The sequence below is a fragment of the Methylobacterium sp. UNC300MFChir4.1 genome (assembly GCF_900110155.1).
Taxonomy (GTDB): domain Bacteria; phylum Pseudomonadota; class Alphaproteobacteria; order Rhizobiales; family Beijerinckiaceae; genus Methylobacterium.
The window spans coordinates 46,839-66,733 of record NZ_FOCS01000017.1; the positions used below are offsets into that span (position 1 = coordinate 46,839).

At 70.5% G+C, this 19,895-nt stretch carries 20 protein-coding genes; 8 read left to right on the forward strand and 12 right to left on the reverse strand.

All coding sequences use genetic code 11. From position 1 onward, the window contains the following. Positions 1-466: 466 nt before the first annotated feature. Both ccrA and BMY19_RS21075 read left to right on the forward strand, forming a co-directional pair. Positions 467-1,753 (forward strand): crotonyl-CoA carboxylase/reductase, encoded by a 1,287-nt coding sequence (gene ccrA, locus BMY19_RS21070; protein ID WP_042672037.1) that lies wholly within the window; start codon positions 467-469, stop codon positions 1,751-1,753. A 166-nt stretch (positions 1,754-1,919) separates the two neighbouring features. Further along, entirely contained in the window at positions 1,920-2,219 is a 300-nt protein-coding gene (locus tag BMY19_RS21075) for an alkylphosphonate utilization protein (protein ID WP_100252845.1), read from the forward strand. 33 nt (positions 2,220-2,252) lie between these two features. On the opposite strand, the gene BMY19_RS30985 is transcribed toward BMY19_RS21075, so the two are convergent. Continuing rightward, positions 2,253-2,429: a hypothetical protein gene (locus tag BMY19_RS30985; RefSeq protein WP_012318104.1), complete on the reverse strand. Its 177-nt coding sequence runs from the start codon at positions 2,427-2,429 to the stop codon at positions 2,253-2,255. Between the two features lie 224 nt (positions 2,430-2,653). On the opposite strand from BMY19_RS30985, the gene BMY19_RS21085 reads away from it, so the two are divergent. Beyond that, complete coding sequence (locus tag BMY19_RS21085) at positions 2,654-4,129, forward strand: serine protease family protein (protein ID WP_100252846.1); 1,476 nt, start codon at positions 2,654-2,656, stop codon at positions 4,127-4,129. A 100-nt stretch (positions 4,130-4,229) separates the two neighbouring features. On the opposite strand, the gene BMY19_RS21090 is transcribed toward BMY19_RS21085, so the two are convergent. The 7 genes from BMY19_RS21090 to BMY19_RS21120 form a co-directional block, all read right to left on the reverse strand. Then, positions 4,230-4,385 (reverse strand): hypothetical protein, encoded by a 156-nt coding sequence (locus BMY19_RS21090; protein WP_007563230.1) that lies wholly within the window; start codon positions 4,383-4,385, stop codon positions 4,230-4,232. A gap of 121 nt (positions 4,386-4,506) precedes the next feature. Continuing rightward, a complete protein-coding gene (locus BMY19_RS21095; RefSeq protein ID WP_100252847.1) occupies positions 4,507-5,556 on the reverse strand; it encodes a cysteine synthase A in 1,050 nt (349 codons plus the stop codon). A gap of 39 nt (positions 5,557-5,595) precedes the next feature. Next, positions 5,596-6,666 carry a sulfate/molybdate ABC transporter ATP-binding protein gene (locus tag BMY19_RS21100; protein ID WP_244534969.1) on the reverse strand — a complete coding sequence of 357 codons (1,071 nt, stop codon included), beginning with the start codon at positions 6,664-6,666 and terminating at the stop codon, positions 5,596-5,598. Then, complete coding sequence (cysW, locus tag BMY19_RS21105; RefSeq protein WP_042672043.1) at positions 6,638-7,519, reverse strand: sulfate ABC transporter permease subunit CysW; 882 nt, start codon at positions 7,517-7,519, stop codon at positions 6,638-6,640. The genes BMY19_RS21100 and cysW overlap by 29 nt, the downstream gene beginning before the upstream one ends. Beyond that, positions 7,512-8,366: a sulfate ABC transporter permease subunit CysT gene (gene cysT / locus BMY19_RS21110; protein ID WP_012318099.1), complete on the reverse strand. Its 855-nt coding sequence runs from the start codon at positions 8,364-8,366 to the stop codon at positions 7,512-7,514. Before cysT ends, cysW begins: the two co-directional genes overlap by 8 nt. An 11-nt stretch (positions 8,367-8,377) precedes the next feature. Further along, entirely contained in the window at positions 8,378-9,388 is a 1,011-nt protein-coding gene (locus tag BMY19_RS21115; protein WP_020092431.1) for a sulfate ABC transporter substrate-binding protein, read from the reverse strand. A 412-nt stretch (positions 9,389-9,800) separates the two neighbouring features. After that, positions 9,801-9,986: a hypothetical protein gene (locus tag BMY19_RS21120; protein WP_042672044.1), complete on the reverse strand. Its 186-nt coding sequence runs from the start codon at positions 9,984-9,986 to the stop codon at positions 9,801-9,803. 224 nt (positions 9,987-10,210) lie between these two features. Between BMY19_RS21120 and BMY19_RS21125 the strand changes: the two genes are divergently transcribed. The 5 genes from BMY19_RS21125 to fdhE all read left to right on the forward strand — a co-directional run bounded on the left by BMY19_RS21125 (position 10,211) and on the right by fdhE (position 16,604). After that, positions 10,211-10,552 (forward strand): hypothetical protein, encoded by a 342-nt coding sequence (locus BMY19_RS21125; protein WP_100252848.1) that lies wholly within the window; start codon positions 10,211-10,213, stop codon positions 10,550-10,552. 152 nt (positions 10,553-10,704) lie between these two features. Beyond that, the gene (fdnG, locus tag BMY19_RS21135; protein ID WP_139215653.1) at positions 10,705-13,785 is read left to right on the forward strand and encodes a formate dehydrogenase-N subunit alpha; all 3,081 of its coding nucleotides are present in this window, start codon (positions 10,705-10,707) and stop codon (positions 13,783-13,785) included. A gap of 15 nt (positions 13,786-13,800) precedes the next feature. Continuing rightward, positions 13,801-14,733, forward strand: coding sequence for a formate dehydrogenase subunit beta (gene fdxH / locus BMY19_RS21140; RefSeq protein WP_020092426.1), 933 nt, complete (start codon positions 13,801-13,803; stop codon positions 14,731-14,733). 148 nt (positions 14,734-14,881) lie between these two features. Beyond that, a complete protein-coding gene (locus BMY19_RS21145) occupies positions 14,882-15,604 on the forward strand; it encodes a formate dehydrogenase subunit gamma (protein ID WP_020092425.1) in 723 nt (240 codons plus the stop codon). 4 nt (positions 15,605-15,608) lie between these two features. Beyond that, positions 15,609-16,604 (forward strand): formate dehydrogenase accessory protein FdhE, encoded by a 996-nt coding sequence (fdhE, locus tag BMY19_RS21150; protein WP_091927261.1) that lies wholly within the window; start codon positions 15,609-15,611, stop codon positions 16,602-16,604. 211 nt (positions 16,605-16,815) lie between these two features. Here fdhE and BMY19_RS21155 read toward each other — a convergent pair whose 3' ends face one another. From BMY19_RS21155 to BMY19_RS21170, 4 genes are all read right to left on the reverse strand, one after another. After that, positions 16,816-17,160, reverse strand: coding sequence for a hypothetical protein (locus tag BMY19_RS21155; protein WP_020092423.1), 345 nt, complete (start codon positions 17,158-17,160; stop codon positions 16,816-16,818). Positions 17,161-17,359: 199 nt separating this feature from the next. Continuing rightward, positions 17,360-17,845 (reverse strand): SRPBCC family protein, encoded by a 486-nt coding sequence (locus BMY19_RS21160; protein WP_012318087.1) that lies wholly within the window; start codon positions 17,843-17,845, stop codon positions 17,360-17,362. A gap of 212 nt (positions 17,846-18,057) precedes the next feature. Next, a complete protein-coding gene (locus BMY19_RS21165; RefSeq protein ID WP_020092421.1) occupies positions 18,058-18,696 on the reverse strand; it encodes a L,D-transpeptidase in 639 nt (212 codons plus the stop codon). Between the two features lie 156 nt (positions 18,697-18,852). Beyond that, positions 18,853-19,839: an NAD(P)H-dependent flavin oxidoreductase gene (locus tag BMY19_RS21170; protein ID WP_100252850.1), complete on the reverse strand. Its 987-nt coding sequence runs from the start codon at positions 19,837-19,839 to the stop codon at positions 18,853-18,855. Positions 19,840-19,895 lie beyond the last annotated feature (56 nt).

Here is a 19,895-nt window from a genome sequence, read left to right on the forward strand (position 1 = left end):
CAGCGGGATTTGAAGGCGCCGCGGCGCGCCGCCGCCCGCGCGCCGCCCGCACCCGCGGTCCGGACGGTGCCGCGCGACGGTCCCGATCCGCTTTATCAGTGCTGGTATAATGTCCACCTGAACTGTTCTTAGCGGGACTTGCCGCTGTCCAGGCGCGAGAGAGCAAGTCGAACCAATGACTTAGAGGTGCATGTGCTCGCCGGACGGCCCGGAGCAGCTCGGGCGCGCGGCGGTGGAGTCGGGCAAGGTCTCGGGGCCAGGGCGACCGAGGCCGGCGCCGAATAATACTTGGTCTGCCGGAAAGCCGATTTTGAATACGTGGTCGCGCGCCCTGTGCTCGCGCTTTTTTCATGTCGGAAACCGTCGGCTTTCGACTTTCGGCCCACTTGGACGCCTCCGGCATCGCCGGTATAGCGCGATGGAGAACCGCGGCCGTGAGAAACACGCGGGACGAGAGGAGAGCGAGATGGCGGCGAGCGCTGCGATCAGTCCGACGGGCGGGGAGGTCAAGGACCTCTACGAGATGGGTGAGATCCCGCCGCTGGGTCATGTGCCGGCCAAGATGTATGCCTGGGCGATCCGGCGCGAGCGGCACGGTCCCCCGGAACAGTCCCACCAGCTCGAGGTGCTGCCGGTCTGGGAGATCGGCGACGACGAGGTGCTGGTCTACGTCATGGCGGCGGGCGTCAACTACAACGGCGTCTGGGCGGGCCTCGGCGAGCCGATCTCGCCCTTCGACGTCCACAAGGGCGAGTACCACATCGCGGGCTCCGACGCCTCCGGCATCGTCTGGAAGGTCGGCTCCAAGGTGAAGCGCTGGAAGGTCGGCGACGAGGTCATCGTCCACTGCAACCGCGACGACGGCGACGACGAGGAGTGCAACGGCGGCGACCCGATGTTCTCGCCCTCGCAGCGGATCTGGGGCTACGAGACCGGCGACGGCTCGTTCGCGCAGTTCTGCCGGGTGCAGTCCCGCCAGCTCATGGTCCGGCCGAAGCACCTCACCTGGGAGGAGGCCGCCTGCTACACGCTGACGCTCGCCACCGCCTACCGCATGCTGTTCGGCCACGCCCCGCACACGGTGAAGCCGGGCCAGAACGTGCTGATCTGGGGTGCCTCCGGCGGCCTCGGCGTGTTCGGCGTGCAGCTCTGCGCGGCCTCGGGCGCCAACGCGATCGCGGTGATCTCGGACGAGTCGAAGCGCGACTACGTGATGAGCCTCGGCGCCAAGGGCGTCATCAACCGCAAGGACTTCGACTGCTGGGGCCAGCTGCCCAAGGTCAACAGCCCCGAGTTCCACGCCTGGACCAAGGAGGCGCGCAAGTTCGGCAAGGCGATCTGGGACATCACCGGCAAGCAGGACGTCGACATCGTGTTCGAGCATCCGGGCGAGGCGACCTTCCCGGTCTCGGCGCTGGTGGTGAAGCGCGGCGGCATGGTGGTGTTCTGCGCCGGCACGACCGGCTTCAACATCACCTTCGACGCCCGCTACGTCTGGATGCGGCAGAAGCGCATCCAGGGCTCGCACTTCGCCCACCTCAAGCAGGCCTCGTCGGCGAACCAGTTCGTGCTCGACCGGCGGATCGACCCGTGCATGAGCGAGGTCTTCCCCTGGGACAAGATCCCCCAGGCCCACACCAAGATGTGGAAGAACCAGCACCCGCCGGGCAACATGGCCTGCCTCGTCAACTCCCCGCGCGCCGGCCTGCGCACGGTTGAGGACGTGATCGAGGCCGGTCCGCTGAAGCGGTAAGGCGCTCCGTCGGGCCGGTTCCCGCTCTCGCGCGGGGCCGGCCCGATCGGCTAGGCTCGCGGCGTCCCGCGCCGACTCGGCGACCGATTCGGTGTGCCGGGGCGCTGATGACGGGCCCACGCGATCCTCACAGGACCCGGCCCCGATCCGGACAGGGGGCACGGTTTTGAGCGGCGACGACGAGGCTTACGTCTACGACGAGGCGACGGGCGAGTGGCTCCCGCCCGGATCCGCGGCCGCGCCCGCCGAGGCGCATGCCGTCCGCGACGCGGCCGGCAACGTCCTGGCCGACGGCGATTCGGTCACGCTGATCAAGGACCTCAAGGTCAAGGGTGCGAACCAGACCCTGAAGCAGGGCACGGTCATCCGGTCGATCCGGCTCACGGACGATCCGGAAGAGATCGACTGCCGCCACGACACCATCAAGGGCCTCGTGCTGCGCACCGAGTTCGTGCGCAAGCGCTGAGGCCGATGCGGGGCGGCGCTTCTCCAGGCCGCGCTACCGCCGCCGCGTCTCGTCCTGCGGCAGGTGGCGGCCGTAGGCCTCCTGCTTCTCGGCGCGCTCCTGGATCAGGTCGGCGTAGGCCTGCCGCATCTCCGGCGAGACGCTGATGCTCTTGCCCTTGGCGGCCTTACGCTTGGGCGCCTTCTTGAAGGTGTTGTTCGTGTCGCTCATGCCGGGCTCCGCGTCGAACCGTGGCGGCATCGCGTGGCCGGACGACCGATCCGGGATCCGGCCGCCGCCCAGGGCCGGAGATCCGCCCTGTAGCGCATCGCGGCGCCGGACGCACGGCTGCCGGGACCGGGCCGACACCGGCCCGGCACCGGATTGATCTGGCCTGTCGCGGCGGCCTCTGCCAGGATCGGGACGACGCGGGGCAGAGAGGGTCGGGGGCGGGCATGGATTCGGGTGACGCGTCGCGGTGTCGGAACCCGGATACCCTGCGCGGCCGCGCCCGGCGCGCGACGGCCCTCGCGATCCTGATCGCCCTCGGCACCGGGCCTGTTGGGGCCCAGGACCGGCCGGCGCCCGCCCGGGCCGCCCCCAGACCCGCGCCGGCGGCCGGCGCGCCGGCCGACCCCGTCTTCGAGGCGATGCGTGCGGGCTTCGAGGCCCTGCCGGAGGCCGACCGCAAGGCCGTCCAGGACGCCCTGGTCTGGACCGGCGACTTCAACGCCGTCGTGTCGGGGTCCTTCGGGCGCCGGACCTTCGAGGCGCTCACCGCCTACGGCGCCCGGACCGGCGGGGCCGACCCCCTCGATCCGCGCGGCCGGGCGGCGCTCCTGGCCGCCGGCGCGGCGGCGCGGAACGCGGCGCGCTTCCGCGTCGCGGTCGATCCCGGGACCGGCGCCGTGATGGGCGTGCCCGAGAGGCTCCTGGCGAGACGGACCGCCCTGCCATCCGGAACCCGCTGGCAGAGCCAGGACGGCCGCGTCACCCTGGAATCCCGCGCCTTCCCGCCGGGGGCCGAGAGCCTCGACGCGCTGTTCGAGAAGGCGACCGCGTCGCTCCCCGGCCGCAAGGTGACCTACAAGCTGCGGCGTCCTGACACCGTGGTGGTCACCGCCGAGACCGGGCCGGGACTGTCCTACATCCGCTACGCGTCCGGACCGGAGGGCGTGCGGGGGTTCCTGCTCGGCTACGATCGCGCCCTGGCGCCGGAGGTCGACCGGCTCGTCATCGCCGTGGCGAACGCCTTCGTGCCGTTTCCCGATCCCGCCGCGGCGCCGGCCGCGCAGCTACCCCCGAGCCCGGGTCCGGCACCGGCGGCCCGCGTCGCCGCCCACCCGGCGCCCCAGCCGCAGGCCGCGCCGCTGAGGCCGCCGAGCCTCTCCCCCGCGCCGGCCTCGGGCGCGGGTCTCGCGGTGGCGCCGGGACGCGTGCTGACCGCCGCCGCCGTGCTGGAGGGCTGCGCCCAGCCCAGGATCGGCGCGGCATCGGCGCGGGTGCTCGCCACCGATCCCGCCGGCCTCGCCCTCCTCGATGTGCCCGGCGCCCCCGCCCCGCTCCGGCCCGCGCTCCGGACCGAGCCCGTCGGTGCCGAGGAGAGCGTGATCGCCCTGGCGCCGGGTGCGGACGGGGTCCAGGCCGCTCCCGGTGAGGCGCGGGGCGGCGACGTGATCGCGGCGCTCCAGCCGGGTTCCGGCGGCGCGCCGGTGCTGGACCGGTCGGGGGCCCTCGTCGGTCTCGTCGCCCGCTATCCCGCGGCGCCGCGCCGGGTCGCCGGGGTGGTGCCGCCGGCACGCCTGCCGGTCGTTTCGGCGCGGGCGATCTCCGCCTTCCTCGCCGCCCAGGGCATCGCCGCGGCGGCGCCGCATTCGGGTGGCGGGCCCGGCGCGGTCGCGCCTGCCGTGGTGGGGATCACCTGCCGCTGAGATGCGGGTCGCGCGGCGGATCCCCTGTCGCTCGCGCGGGATCCGCCGGCGTTCACGAGCCTGGGCGGACGAGCCGTCCGCCCAGGCGACGGGCCGCCGCTCAGAGCCGCCCGGTGACCAGGAGCACGATCAGCACGATGAGCAGGATGCCGCCCAGGCCGAAGCCGGGGCCGCGATACGCGCCGCCGCCGAGGAAGCCGCCGCCGCCGAAGGCCAGAATGATCAGGATGATAAGCAGGATGGTGACGAGGGACATCGGTCGCGTTCTCCGGACGGTCGCGCTGGTGCGAGCGTGACCGTTCAAACGCTGCGACATTCCGTTCCGTTCAACGCCAAGCCACGCTTTTGTGAGGAAAATTCCGGATGAGACCCCGGCCTCAGGCGTGCCAGTCCGGCAGAGCGTCCGCGGGCGCGTCGAGCCAGCCGGGAACCGGCAGGTCGCGCTCGGTGAGGAAGGCCGGGTTGAACAGCTTCGAGGCGTAGCGGGCCGCCCCGTCGCAGAGGATCGTCACGATCGTGTGACCGGGCCCGAGGTCCCGGGCCAGCCGGATCGCCCCGGCGACGTTGATGCCCGACGAGCCGCCCAGCGACAGCCCCTCCTCCCGCATCAGCCCGAAGACGATGTCGAGGGCTTCGCGGTCCGGGATCCGGAAGGCGCGGTCGGGGGTGAAGCCCTCGAGGTTGCGGGTGATCCGCCCCTGGCCGATCCCCTCGGTGATCGAGGAGCCCTCGGCCTTCAGGGTGCCGGTCGTGTAGTGGGCATAGAGGGCCGAGCCCTCCGGATCCGACAGCGCGATCCGCACCTGCGGGTTGCGGGCGCGCAGGGCCTCGGCGGTGCCGGCCAGCGTGCCGCCGGTGCCGGCCGCGCAGACGAAGCCGTCGACCCGGCCGCCGGTCTGCGCCCAGATCTCCGGGCCGGTGCCGTCGACATGGGCCTGCCGATTGGCGACGTTGTCGAACTGGTCGGCGAAGAAGGCGCCCGCCGGCTCGGTGGCGGCGAGCTTCTCCGCGAGCCGCCGAGCCACGTGGACGTAGTTGTTCGGGTTGGCGAAGGGCACCGCCGGCACTTCCACCAGCCGGGCGCCCGCGAGCCGCAGGGTCTGCTTCTTCTCCTCGGACTGGGTGACCGGGATGACGATCAGCGTCCGGTAGCCGCGCACCGAGGCCACCAGGGCGAGACCGATGCCGGTGTTGCCGGCGGTGCCCTCGACGATCGTGCCGCCCGGGCGGATCAGGCCCCGCGCCTCCGCGTCCCGCACGATCGAGAGCGCCGCCCGGTCCTTCACCGACAGACCGGGATTCAGGAACTCCGCCTTGCCGTAGATGGTGCAGCCGGTCTCCTCGGAGGCGCGGCGCAGGCGGATCAGCGGCGTCTGGCCGATGGCGGCCAGGACGTCGGAGGCGGGTTCGCGACTCGGTACGGTCATGGCCGGGAGCCTAGGGTGCCGCGCGGCCGCTGGCGAGCCTCACCCGAACACGTGCCCGCCGTTGATCCGCAGGCCGACCGGGTGGCCGGCCGGGTAGCGCACGCCGTCGAAATCCTCCACGGCGAGGACGCGCCCCTCGGCGTCGGCCACCTCGATCCGCTGGCGCCCCTGCGTCCGGTACGAGCTGCGCACGGTGCCAGAGAGGTGCGCGGCCTCGGGCTCGGCGAGCTGCAGCTGCCAGGGCCGGACGTAGAGCTTGACCGGGCCGAACAGGCTGGTGGGCGCCGCGACCGGCGTCTCCCGGCCCCGGACCAGCACCCGGCCGCCCTCGGCGATCGCCTCGACCTCGACGGAATCGCCCAGGAACTTCATCACGGTGGCGGAGGCCGGGTTCTCCTGCACCTCGTCCGGGGTGCCGACCTGCTCCAGGCGGCCGCGATCGAGCACGGCCACGCGGTCGGACAGCTCCAGCGCCTCGTCCTGGTCGTGGGTGACGAAGATCGTGGTCTGGCCGGTGCGGTCGTGGATCTCGCGCAGCCAGCGGCGCAGGTCCTTGCGGACCTGGGCGTCGAGCGCGCCAAAGGGCTCGTCCAGCAGGAGAACCCGCGGCTCGACCGCGAGGGCCCGGGCGAGCGCCACCCGCTGCCGCTGGCCGCCGGAGAGCTGCGACGGGTAGCGGTCGCCGAAGCCGGAGAGGCGGATCAGGTCGAGCAGGTCGCCGACCCGGCGCTTGATCTCAGCCTTGGCCGGCCGGTCGGCGCGGCGCCGCGCGTTCAGCCCGTAGGCGATATTGTCGGCCACGCTCATGTGCTTGAATAGGGCGTAGTGCTGGAACACGAAGCCCACGGCCCGCTCCTGCACCGGCAGGCCGGTGGCGTCGTCGCCGCCGAACAGGATCCGGCCCCGGTCCGGCGCGTCGAGCCCGGCGATGATCCGCAGCAGCGTCGTCTTGCCCGAGCCCGACGGGCCGAGGAGCCCGATCAGCTCGCCCGCCCGCACGTCCAGCGACAGGTCGTGCAGCACCGCCGCCGTGTCGAACGTCTTCGAGACGTTCTCGACCCGGATCGCCGTGGAGGGGCGATCAGTGTGCGCGGCCGTGCGCGAGCTCACCCGCGAAGCGCCATTCGAGGACGGATTTGAGGACGAGGGTGATGAGGGCAAGGACGGCGAGGAGCGAAGCGACGGCGAATGCGGCGACGAAGTTGTACTCATTGTAGAGGATCTCCACGTGGAGTGGGATGGTGTTGGTTAGGCCGCGGATGTGGCCCGACACCACCGACACCGCTCCGAATTCGCCCATCGCCCGGGCATTGCAGAGGAGCACGCTGTAGAGCAGGCCCCAGCGGATATTGGGCAGCGTCACCGTCCGGAACGCGTGCAGGCCCGAGGCGCCGAGCGTCAGCGCCGCCTCCTCCTCGGCGGTGCCCTGCTCCTGCATCAGCGGGATCAGCTCGCGGGCGACGAACGGGAAGGTCACGAACACCGTCGCCAGGACGATCCCCGGCAGGGCGAACAGGATCTGGACGCCGTGGTTGAGGAGCCAGGAGCCGAACAGGCCCTGGGACCCGAACAGCAGCACGTAGATCAGCCCGGAGACCACCGGAGAGACCGAGAACGGCAGGTCGATCAGGGTGATCAGCAGCGCCTTGCCGGGGAACTCGAACTTGGCGATCGCCCAGGAGGCGGCCAGCCCGAACACGACGTTGAACGGCACCGCGATCGCCGCCACGGTCAGCGTCAGGCGGATCGCGCTCCAGGCGTCGGGCTCCCGGAACGCGTCCAGGAAGGCCCCGAGCCCCTTCGAGAAGGCCTGGAGGAAGACCGCGAACAGCGGCAGCACCAGGAACAGCGCCAGGAACGCTACCGCGATCCCGATCAGGACCACGCGGACGCCCGCCCCTTCCGAGGCGACCGGGGCCGGCTTGGCGGCCGGCACGAAGGCGGGGGAGAAGATCTCAGACATAGCCGAACCGCCGCCGTGACCAGGCCTGGATGAGGTTGATGGCGAGCAGCGTCAGGAACGAGATCCCGAGCATGATCGTCGCGATGGCCGCCGCGCCGCCGTAGTCGAACTCGGAGAGCTTGATGACGATGAGCAGCGGCGCGATCTCCGACACGTAGGGCAGGTTGCCGGCGATGAAGATGATCGAGCCGTACTCGCCGACACCCCGGGCGAAGGCGAGCGCGAAGCCGGTGAGCACCGCCGGGATCAGCGGTGGCAGCACCACCCGGGTGAGGGTGACGAGGCGCGTCGCCCCGAGGGTGGCCGAGGCCTCCTCGATCTCCTTGTCGATCTCGGCGATCAGCGGCTGCACGGTCCGCACCGCGAAGGGCAGGCCGATGAACACCATGGCGATGAAGATCCCGACTGGCGTGTAGGCCGCCTGGATTCCGAGGCGCGCGAGCGGCGCGCCGAGCAGACCGTCCGGCGCGTAGAGCGAGGCGAGCGCGATGCCGGCGACCGCGGTAGGCAGGGCGAAGGGCAGGTCGACGGCGGCGTCGACCAGCTTGCGGCCCGGGAAGCGGTAGCGGGTCAGCACCCAGGCCACCAGGAAGCCGAAGGCCGAGGCGACGAGCGCCGCGATGGCCGAGACGCCGAAGCTGATCCGCAGGGCGCTGGCGACCCGCGGATCGGTGGCGACCTCCCAGATGCCCGACAGGCCGAGCCCCGAGGCCTTCACCACCAGTCCGGCCAGCGGCAGCAGGACGATCAAGCCGAGGCAGGTCAGCGTGTAGCCGAAGCTGATCCCGAAGCCCGGGATCACGCTCGGCCGTCGGAACGTCCGACGGGGACGGGGCGTCTGGACCATGATCTGAAGCCTCAGCGGCCGGCCCGGCTCAGACGGTCGAACAGGCCGCCAGCGTCGAAGTTCCGCTTCTGGATCTCGTCCCAGGATCCCTGGAGGTCCTCGATCTTGAACAGCTTGATCTCGGGCAGCTGGGCGAGGTCCGCCGGGGCGGCCGCCTCCCGCCGGATCGGCCGATAATGGTGCTTGGCGAAGATCGCCTGGGCGCGGTCGCCGTAGAGGAAGTCGAGATAGGCCTGGGCCGCCTTGGTGGTGCCCTTCCGCTCGGCATTGACCGCCACCAGGGCCACAGGCGGCTCGGCGTAGATCGAGGTCGGCGGCGAGACGATGTCGAACTTGTCGGCGCCGAATTCCTGGAGCACGAGGTAGGCCTCGTTCTCCCAGGTCGGCAGGACGTCGCCGAGGCCGCGCTGCGCGAAGGTCACGGTCGAGCCGCGGGCGCCGGTGTCGAGCACCGGCACGTTCTTGTAGACCTGCCCGACGAAGGCGTCGGCCTTCGCGGCGTCCTTGTCCTTCCCGTAGGCGTAGCCCCAGGCGGCGAGGAAGTTCCAGCGCCCGCCGGCCGAGGTCTTCGGATTCGGGGTGATCACCTTCACGTCGGGTTTGACCAGGTCGTCCCAGTCCTTGACGCCCTTCGGGTTGCCCTTCCGGACCAGGAACACCACCGTCGAGGTGTAGGGCGTCCCCTGGTTCGGCAGCTTGCTGCGCCAATCTTCCGGGATCTTGCGGGTGAGCTTGGCGATCGCGTCGATGTCGGACGGGATGCCGAGGGTGACCACGTCGGCGTCCACCCCGTCGATCACCGTGCGCGCCTGCGCGCCCGAGCCGCCGTGCGAGGCCCGCACCGTGATGGCCTCGCCGGTCTTGGCCTTCCACTCTTCCGCGAAGGCGGCGTTGATCTCGCGGTAGAGCTCGCGGGTCGGATCGTACGAGACGTTGAGGAGCGCGGTCTCGGCCGCGGCCGGCAGCGCGCAGGTCAGCAGGCCGGCTCCGGCCAGAAGGGTCAGCCCGATCGCCCGAGCCATCCGGCCCAGACCTGAAGCGTTCGTCATCACGTCCGATCCCCCAGTCATCCGCGGTTGCGACGCAGGGGACAGGCGTCCCCGGGAGGCGCGAAATCGTTCTTTTTACCGAACGAAGTCAAGCCTCGGGTGTGGACCCGCGTGATGCCGTAACGTGATCAGGATCGACGATCGTGCCGGAAATGCAAGATAACTCAGGGCAGTAGACGATCAGAACGCATGGATCTTCTCTCTGGCGTCGCCGATGGAGAAGATTTCCTGCGCGGAATCGGGTTTCTCAGAACGAACGATCTTAAGTGCTCTAGCGCACATCGGGCGGCATTCTGCGGGCCGGCGAGAGCCGTCGGCGGTTCGCGCCGCACGCGGTTGCCCGCAAGACGGCGATCCTTCGCTCCCCTGCCGGCGGCGGTCCGGGTCAGCGCTTCGGCTTGTCGAGCCGGGCGATCAGGGCCTCCAGCCGCTTGTCGACCGGGGCCGCCAGCGTGTCGGTGAAGAGCGCGCGCAGGTTCTGGCCGAGATGGCGCCGGATGTCGGAGCTCAGCGGCGGCGCGTCGACCGACCGCTCGGTCTCGCAGGGGCGTTCGGGATGCGGCTTCGACATGACCGGGAAATCCTCGCACCTGTGGACACGTACGGTTGCAAGGTTTGGTTAAGGAGCCGTCACCGCCGCGGCCGCGCTACCGCCACGCGATCCCGGTGCCCCGTGCCGGGTCGGTGTCGCAGGCCGGAACTGCCGCTGCGAAGGCTACGTTGCCCGGGCATTCCCCGCTGCTGTTCGCCCGCTGCCATTCTCCCCGCATTCCCCCTGCTGCCAGGAGGCGCCCCGTGTCCCGCTCGATTCCTCTGATGATGTCGCTGCTCCTCGGTCTCGCGACGGCGGCGTCGCCCTGTCTCGCGCAGACGAAACCGGGCGAGATCAAGGGCGTCGACGCGATGGGCGACAAGTCCCGCAGCGCGCAGGACGGCTGGAGCCAGGCGCCGGTGCCGCGGGAGCAGTCGGCCGCCAAGGACGCGCCGGACCCGGGCGGCAACTCGATCAAGGAGAATGCCGATCGTCCCGTGCCGCCGGCCCAGCCCGGCGGCACCTCCGCGACCGAGCCGCAGGCGCCCCTGGAGCACCGCACGGCCGGCCCGTCAGGCACCAATCCGGCCAATCCCAGCAAGTAAAAAACCGTTCTCATGCAGGATGATGCGGGTGCGACAAACGTGTTGCTTCGGCTGAGACACGGCAACTTGCTGTGTCACGCAACCGCACTTGCCTCGCGCACGCTTTTTTGGGACAGCTTGGAATTATACCAGATCGCTTTTACGGAGCGGAGATGACGGTCCAGGTCTCAAGGCGTGGCCTGCTCAAGGGGGCCGGCGCCGGCCTCGCTGGCGGCTCGCTGGGCGCGCTCGGATTCGGCGGACTCGAGCCCGCCATGGCCGCCGCGGTGCGGCCGTTCAAGCTCGCGCAGATGCGCGAGACCCGCAACACCTGCCCGTACTGCTCGGTCGCGTGCGGCGTGATCCTCTACAGCCTGGGGGACCGTTCGAAGAACGCGCGCTCCTCGGTCATGCACATCGAGGGCGACCCGGATCATCCGGTCAACCGCGGCACGCTCTGCCCGAAGGGCTCGGCGCTGCTCGACTTCGTGCACGCCGAGACGCGCACCAAGTACCCGCTCCATCGGGCCCCGGGTTCCTCCGAGTTCAAGCGCGTGTCCTGGGACTTCGCCCTCGACCGCATCGCGCAGCTCATGAAGGAGGACCGGGACAAGAACTTCGTGGCCAAGAACGGCGACCTCACGGTCAACCGCTGGACCACGATGGGCTTCCTCGGGGCCTCGGCCACCACCAACGAGACGGCTTGGCTGACCTACAAGACAGTCCGAAGCATGGGGGCCCTGGTCTTCGATAATCAGGCCAGAGTTTGACACGGTCCGTCGGTCGCCAGTTTGGCGCCCTCCTTCGGACGCGGTGCGATGACCAACCTCTGGATGGACATCAAGCACGCGGACGTGATCACCGTGATGGGCGGCAATGCCGCCGAGGCTCACCCCTGTGGCTTCAAGTGGGTCGTGGAGGCGAAAGCCCATAACAATGCCAAGCTGATCGTCGTCGATCCGCGCTTTACCCGCACGGCGTCGGTGGCCGATCTCTACTGCCCGATCCGGCAGGGGACCGACATCGCGTTCCTGTCGGGCGTGGCCAAGTACCTGCTCGACAACGACAAGCTGCAGCACCGCTACGTCTCCGCCTACACCAACGCCGGGTACGTGGTCCGCGAGGGCTACGACTTCAGCGAGGGTCTGTTCACGGGCTACGACGCGGACAAGCGCGACTACGACAAGACCACCTGGGACTACGAGATCGGCCCCGACGGCTACGCCGTGGTCGACGAGACGATGCAGCATCCGCGCAGCGTGATGCAGCTCCTGAAGAAGCATCTCGCGATCTACACGCCCGAGATGGTCGAGAAGATCTGCGGCTCGCCCAAGGAGACCTTCCTGAAGGTCTGCGAGCTGATGGCGACGACGGCTTCCCCCGAGAAGTCGATGGCCTCGCTCTACGCGCTCGGCTGGACCCATCACTCCAAGGGCTCGCAGAACATCCGCTCGATGTGCATCGTGCAGACGCTGCTCGGGAACATCGGCGTGCTCGGCGGCGGCATGCAGGCCCTGCGCGGTCACTCCAACATCCAGGGGCTGACCGATATCGGGCTGATGTCGAACCTCATCCCCGGGTACCTGAACATCCCGGTGGAGAAGGAGCCCGACTACGCGAGCTACATCGCCAAGCGGCAGTTCAAGCCGCTGCGTCCCGGACAGACGAGCTACTGGCAGAACTACAACAAGTTCTTCGTCTCGTTCCAGAAGGCGATGTGGGGCGACAAGGCCACCAAGGAGAACGACTGGGCGTACGACTACCTGCCCAAGCTCGACGTGCCGACCTACGACGTGCTGCGCGGGTTCGAGCTCGCCAAGCAGGGCAAGATGACCGGCTACGTCATCCAGGGCTTCAACCCCCTGCTGTCGTTCCCGAATCGCGCCAAGATGACGGAAGCCTTCTCCAAGATGAAGTTCATCGTGGTGATGGATCCGCTCAAGACCGAGACGGCCCGGTTCTGGGAGAACCACGGCGAGTACAACGACGTCGATCCGACCAAGATCCAGACTGAGGTGTTCGAGCTTCCGACCACCCTGTTCGTGGAGGAGGAAGGCTCGCTGTCGAACTCCAGCCGGTGGCTGCAGTGGCACTGGCAGGCGCAGGAAGCGCCGGGCGAGTGCCGCTCGGACATCGAGATCATGTCGGAGATCTTCCTCCGCATGAAGGCGGCCTACAAGAAGGACGGCGGGGCCTTCCCGGACCCGATCGTCAATCTGAAGTGGGACTACGCGATCGCCGAGGCGCCGACGCCGACCGAGCTCGCCCGCGAGCTCAACGGCTACACGCTGGCGCCGACGCCGGATCTCAACGGGACGATCATCCCGGCGGGCAAGCAGGTCGACGGCTTCGCCCAGCTCAAGGACGACGGGACGACCGCCTGCGGCTGCTGGATCTACTCGGGCTGCTACACCGAGAAGGGCAACATGATGGCCCGCCGGGACAACACCGATCCCGGCGATCGCGGCATCGCGCCGAACTGGGCCTTCGCGTGGCCAGCCAACCGGCGCGTGCTCTACAACCGCGCCTCGTGCGACCCCGAGGGTCGCCCGTGGTCCGAGAAGAAGAAGCTCATCGAGTGGAACGGCAAGCAGTGGATCGGCTTCGACGTGCCGGATTACGGCGTCACCGTCGCCCCCGATAAGGGCGTCGGCCCGTTCATCCTGAACCAGGAGGGCGTCGCCCGCCTGTGGACCCGCGGTCTCATGCGCGACGGACCGTTCCCGACGCACTACGAGCCCTTCGAGTCCCCGGTGGCCAACCTCGCCTTCCCGAAGATCAAGGGCGCGCCCGCGTCCCGCATCTTCAAGGACGACCTCGCCGACCTCGGCGACGCGAAGGAGTTCCCCTACGCGGCGACGAGCTACCGCCTGACCGAGCACTTCCACGGGTGGACCAAGCACGCCCGGATCAACGCGATCCTCCAGCCGGAGGCCTTCGTGGAGATCTCGGAGGAGCTCGCCAAGGAGAAGGGCATCGCCAAGGGCGGCTGGGTCCGCGTCTGGTCGAAGCGCGGCTCCCTGAAGGCCAAGGCGGTGGTGACGAAGCGCATCAAGCCGCTGATCTGCGACGGCAAGCCCGTCCACGTCGTCGGTATCCCGCAGCACTGGGGCTTCATGGGCCACACCAAGAAAGGATGGCACCCGAACTCGCTGACGCCCGTCGTCGGCGACGCGAACACCGAGACGCCGGAGTTCAAGGCTTGGCTCGTGAACATCGAGCCGACCACGCCTCCGTCGGACGCGGTCGCGTAAGGGGGAGCGGCAGACATGGCTGACTACAGCTCCCTCGACATCCGCCAGCGCTCCGCCTCCACGGAGACGCCGCCGGAGATCCGCCGTCAGGTGGAGGTCGCCAAACTCATCGACGTGTCGAAGTGCATCGGCTGCAAGGCCTGCCAGTCGGCGTGCGAGGAGTGGAACGACCTGCGCGACGACATCGGTGTCAACACGGGCACCTACCAGAACCCCCACGACCTCACGCCGAAGTCGTGGACCCTGATGCGGTTCACCGAGTACGAGAACCCGGAGACCAACAACCTCGAATGGCTGATCCGCAAGGACGGCTGCATGCACTGCACCGAGCCGGGCTGCCTGAAGGCCTGCCCGTCTCCCGGCGCGATCGTGCAGTACTCCAACGGCATCGTCGACTTCATCGAGGAGAACTGCATCGGCTGCGGCTACTGCGTGAAGGGCTGCCCCTTCAACATCCCGCGCATAAGCCAGACCGACCACAAGGCGTACAAGTGCACCCTGTGCTCGGACAGAGTGGCGGTGGGTCAGGCCCCGGCCTGCGCCAAGGCCTGCCCGACCGGCTCGATCATGTTCGGCACCAAGCAGGCCATGATCGATCAGGCCCACGACCGCGTCGAGGACCTGAAGTCGCGCGGCTTCGCGCATGCCGGCCTCTACGACCCGGCCGGCGTCGGCGGCACGCACGTCATGTACGTGCTGCACCACGCCGACCAGCCGAACCTCTACGCGGGCCTGCCGAACGACCCGAAGATCTCGCCGCTGGTCGCCTTCTGGAAGGGCGGCGCCAAGGTGTTCGGTCTCGCCGCGATGGGCTTCGCGGCGGTGGCGGGCTTCTTCCACTACGTGACGGCCGGCCCCAACGAGGTCGTGCCCGAGGAGGAGGAAGAGGCGGTCGAGTACGACGAGGCCAAGCGCCGGGAGAATGGCGGCGAGGCCCGGCCGCACTGAGACGCGACGGTCTCCCTCCCCCGCGGGGGGAGGGAGCGCCGCGCCGAACGGTTTCGGCAGGGCGGAGACGGCTCGGGCGCCAGACCCGATTTCGAGTTTCACGGCCCGCCCGCCGCGACGGGCGGCCCCGTCAGGCGAGTGAAGGCCGATGACGATCCAGAACGATGTCCGGGACGGCGATTCCCGCCCCCTCCACCACGCCAAGTCCGAGGCGCCGGAGGTGATGTACGTCCCGCGCTACACCGGCGTGCAGCGCGTGAACCACTGGATCACCGCGATCCTGTTCACGCTGCTGACCCTCTCGGGGCTGGCGATGTTCACGCCCTACCTGTTCTCGCTGACCGGCCTGTTCGGCGGCGGGCAGGCGACCCGGGCGGTCCACCCGTGGTTCGGCGTGGCGCTGGCGATCAGCTTCCTCTTCCTGTTCGTGCGCTTCTGGCGGCTCAACATCCCCAACAAGGACGATGTCGAGTGGTCGAAGAAGATCGGCGACGTGGTCACCAACCGCGAGGACCGGCTGCCGGAGCTCGGCAAGTACAATGCCGGCCAGAAGGGCGTGTTCTGGGGCCAGACCGCGCTGATCGGCGTGATGTTCGTGACCGGCCTCGTGATCTGGAACACCTATTTCGGCGGCCTCACCTCGATCGAGACCCAGCGCTGGGCGCTGCTCGCGCACTCGCTGGCCGCCGTCATCGCCATCGCGATCATCGTAGTGCACGTCTACGCCGGCATCTGGGTGCGCGGCACCGGCCGGGCAATGGTCCGCGGCACGGTCACGGGCGGCTGGGCCTACCGGCACCACCGCAAGTGGTTCCGTCAGATGGCCGGCGGCCCGGCGCGCCGCGGCTCGGTGGACAAGCGCGGATCCTGATCGCGTGGCCAACTTCTTCAGGCGGAAACCCGCGGCTCCGGCCGCGGACAACACCCCGAAACCCGCCGAGGCCCCGAAGCCCCGCCGCCGGGATTTCAGCGAGCTCAAGCCCGATCCCGACAAGATCGGGATCTCGGGCTCGGTCCCGCTCGTGCGCCTGCCCGATCCCGCGACTCTGTTCGCCGACCGGGCCGCGCGCCTGGCGGAGGCCGCGCCCGGGCACCCGCTGGAGGCCTATCTCCGGTTCGTCGGTGAGGTCGCCCGCGCCCAGGCGGCGATCCAGGCACGGTTTCCGGCCCCGCCGGCGCCGGATCCCGCCGATCAGGCGCTGCGGAGCGAGCACGGCATGCCGCCGCTGTCGCGGCACAGCCTCGAGGCCGACCAGGATTTCGACGCGTGCCTCCTGGCGCTGCTCGACGCGCTGGATCTCGCGACCGCGCCCGAGGCCTCGGCCGCGGCGCGGGATGCCCTGCGGGCCGCCGCGCCGGAGGAGCGCCGCGATCTCGCCGTGCAGGTTTTCGAGGGCGCGCTGCCGGTCGACCGGATCGCCGAATGCCTGTTCGTCTCGGCCGCGTTGCAGGTGCGCTTCGCCGAGCGGGCCGCGCGCCTCGACACGCGGACGCTGAAGCCCGTCGCGGACGGCGTCTGCCCGTGCTGCGGCGGCGCGCCGGTGGCGAGCGTCATCGTCTCCTGGACCCCGGCCGACAAGGCCCGGTATCTCAGCTGCTCGCTCTGCGGCACGTACTGGAACCACGTCCGGATCCGCTGCACCGCCTGCGGTGACGGCGAGAACGTGAGCTATTACGGGCTCGATGAGGTCTCGAAGGACGTCCAGGTCGAGACCTGCACGACCTGCCACAGCTACATCAAGCACCTCCACCAGCACCGAGCGCCGGCCCTCGACCCGGTGGCGGACGACATCGCGTCCTACGGGCTCGACCTGAAGATCGCCGAGGACGGGTTCCGGCGCGCCGGACTGAACCTGCTGTTCGTGATCTAGCGCGGGATGCGCCCATCCCGACCGACGGCCTCGTCCCGAGGTGGCCGTGTCGGCGGGCCTCGAGGGCGAGTTCCAGGGAGCGCGCGGCGCCTGGAGGCCGCCTTCGAGACCTCCGCCGCGCTCCGCACCGCGAGATGAGGGGCCGGGTCGGACGCGCCTGCAGGATCGACGGCGCGATCCTGCAACGCGGCGGGAAAGGAAAGCCCCGCGCTCAGCGGTAGCCGTAGCGGCTCTTGGCGGCGGCGAGCAGGTGCAGGGCTTCGCCCGACTTGCCGGCCGAGCACTCCGCGGCGGCGTGGGCGAGGTCGGCGCTGAAGCGGTCGCCCACCGGCTTGTTGAGGTTGCCGGTGGCCACGTCGCTGTCGACGATCGCCTTCGTGCGGGCGATCTCCGGGCCGCAACCGCTGCCCGTGGGCAGGGCCAGGGGCGCCGGCACGATCGGCGAGGGCTCGGTGACCGCGGGCGTGGCGCGCTGCTGGCAGGCGCCCAGCGCCGCGACGGCGAGGGCGACGAGGCTGAGGCGCATCGGGAGGCGGGACGCGGGCACGGCGATCATCCTGTTGGGGCGCGAGGGGCCGCGCCGCCGAGGTTCTGGGCCGAGCTTGGCAAGGGGTCAATCGCCCCGGCGACATGCCGAAGGGGCGCGCAGCGCGGGACGTGGTTCGCCGCGAACGCGCGATTCCGCTGTTGCCGGAGGGACTTGGAGCGCGCCGCCGGCATCCGGCGTCGGCGGCGCGCTCCGAATCGTGACGGGCTTACTTCGCCTTGTCGGCGAGCGCCTTCAGGCCGGAATCGTAGATGCCCTGGATCGCGTCGGTGGCGACCGTGTCCGGCGCGCCCTTGGCGTTGAAGGTCCCGGTCCAGGTCACCTTCGAGCCGGAGCCGGCGGGGGCGACCGAGAGGGTCGACTTGTAGTCCGAGACCGGCAGCGGGCTCTCCAGGATCGTGTAGGTGTAGCTCATCACCTTGTCGTCGCGGGAGACCTGCTCCTCCTTGATGGTGCCGCCACCCTTGAGGCTGAGGGTGCGGACCTTCATGCCGTCCTTGTCCGACAGGACGCACTTCTCGATGGCGGGGTGCCAGTCGCCGATGCCGCAGAACTCGCCGATGGTCTGCCAGACCTTGGCCGGCGGCGCGGCGATGTCGGCCGAGCGCGTCACCTCGAGGGCGTAGCCCGGCACGGTGGCCGCGGCGAGCGCCAGGGCGGCGAGGGGAAGGGACCGGCAGAAAGCGAAGGGCATCTCGGGGTGTCTCCGTCCGTCTCAGGTCGCGGCAGGGGCCGCGCAGGCTCTGATGGCCGCGCAGGAGCTAGGCCGGGAGGGGGCGCTCGGCAATGGGCGGGCGCTGCGGCGCATGACTTTCGCGCTCAGACGACGCGGCCGGTGATCGTCTGCGCGCAGGGGCTGTCGTGCCGCCGATCGGCCGATACTCGGGGCCTGGGCCGCGATCAGGCCTACCAGCCGTCCGTCTCGTCGGCGTCGGCCGGGTAGCCGTAGACCGTCGCGGGCGCGTAGGCGGGCCGGGCCGCCGGGCGGTAATAGGCCGGCACCGACCGGCGCCCCATCTGATCGCTGTTCGCCAGCAGGTCGTCCGGCTCGTAGGGGCTGCGGTTCCGGGCGAGCCGGGTGCCGCGCCGCCCGCGGTCCGCCATCGGGACATCCGCCCCCTCGATCACCACCCGCGTCCGGCCCATGCCCTGGCTCTTCACGAGGTTGAACAGGGTCGCGGCGTTGCGCACCGACAGGCGCACGCAGCCGTGCGAGGCCGCGCGCCCGAGGCTCCGGACGTGGTTGGTGCCGTGGATGGCGTGGCCCTGGGTCGTGAAGAACATCGCGAAGGGCATGGGCGCGTCGTCCCACTCCTTCGAGAAGTGCGTGCGCTCCATCCGGAACGGGCGGTAGGCGCCGGACGGGGTGTCGTAGCTCGCGACGCCGGTCGAGACCGGCCAGGAATAGCGCGGCTGGCCGTCGACCGAGACCTCCATGCGCTGGGTGGTCTTGTCGACGTTGACGAGCACGTCCGCGCTGGCCGTCGCGGGGATCCCCGCGCACAGGAGCAGCCCGGACAGGACGGAGATCAGACCGATACGCATGAGCGACTCCGACTCGAGACGCGCCTCGAGAAACCGCGACGGTTTGCCGTCACGCTAAAGCCCCGGCAACACCGAGGTTCCGGTCCGCGGCAACCCTGCGTAGTCAAGCTTTGCTGAGCACCCTCACAGCACCATCACAGCACCCTGGCGGCGCCCTCACGGCGCAGCCGCGGCCATGCCGGAGATCCGGCGGATCGCGGCCTCGGCCTCCTCGGCGATGCGCAGGACGAGGTCGCCGGCGCCCGGCAGGTCGTCGATCAGCCCCACGGCCTCGCCGACCGTGACGTTGGCGACGTCGTAGTCGCCCGCCGCGTCGGCATCCTCCACGTCCCGGCGCCGCTCGGCCGAGGCCGCGCGCAGCGCGTCCTCGCGGCCGTGCCACGTCTCGATGAAGGTGTTGCGCAGGAGTCGCCCGGTATAGGGCGCCGGCCAGGCCCGCTGGCGGGCGATGTCGTAGACCTGCGTGCGGATCGTGTCGTCGCCGGTGGCGGCGAGAACCCGCTGCTTCGCGGCCGGGTGGATCAGCGCCTCCCGGCTGGCCCAGAACCGCGTCCCCATCAGGACACCGTCGGCCCCCAGCGCCAGGGCGGCGGCGAGGCCGCGCCCGTCCGCGATGCCGCCCGCCGCGAGGAGCAGCGTCTCGGGGCGCTCGCGGGCGATCAGGTCGGCGACTGCCGGCACGAACGCCGCGGTGCCGCGGGCGGTGAGGCCGTGGCCGCCGGCCTCCGTCCCCTGCGCCACCACCGCGGCCGCGCCGACCTCCAGGGCACGCCTCGCATGCGCCAGGGTGTGCACCTGGCAGATCAGCGGCACGCCGGCGGCGCGGATTTGGTCCGCGAAGGGCGCGGGATCCGCGAAGGAGAGCATCAGGGCCGCGGGCGACCGGGCGAGCGCCGCGTCGAGGAGCGACGGGTCCCGGGCCATGGACCACGTGATGAAGCCGCAGCCGACCCGCTGATTGCCCGCGCGGGCGAATTCCCGGTCGAGCGTCGCGTGGTCGCCGTAGCCGCCGCCGATCAGGCCGAGGCCGCCGGCGGCGCTCACCGCCGCCGCGAGGGCGCCCCCCGAGGCCGGGTCCATGGGGGCCAGCACGATCGGGTGTCGCAGCCCGAAGGCGTCGGTGAGTCTCGTCCTCAAGGCCATGGGTCCCCTCTCCGGGAAGCGTCTCGATTGCGCGCGCCGCCCGCCAGGGCTTAACG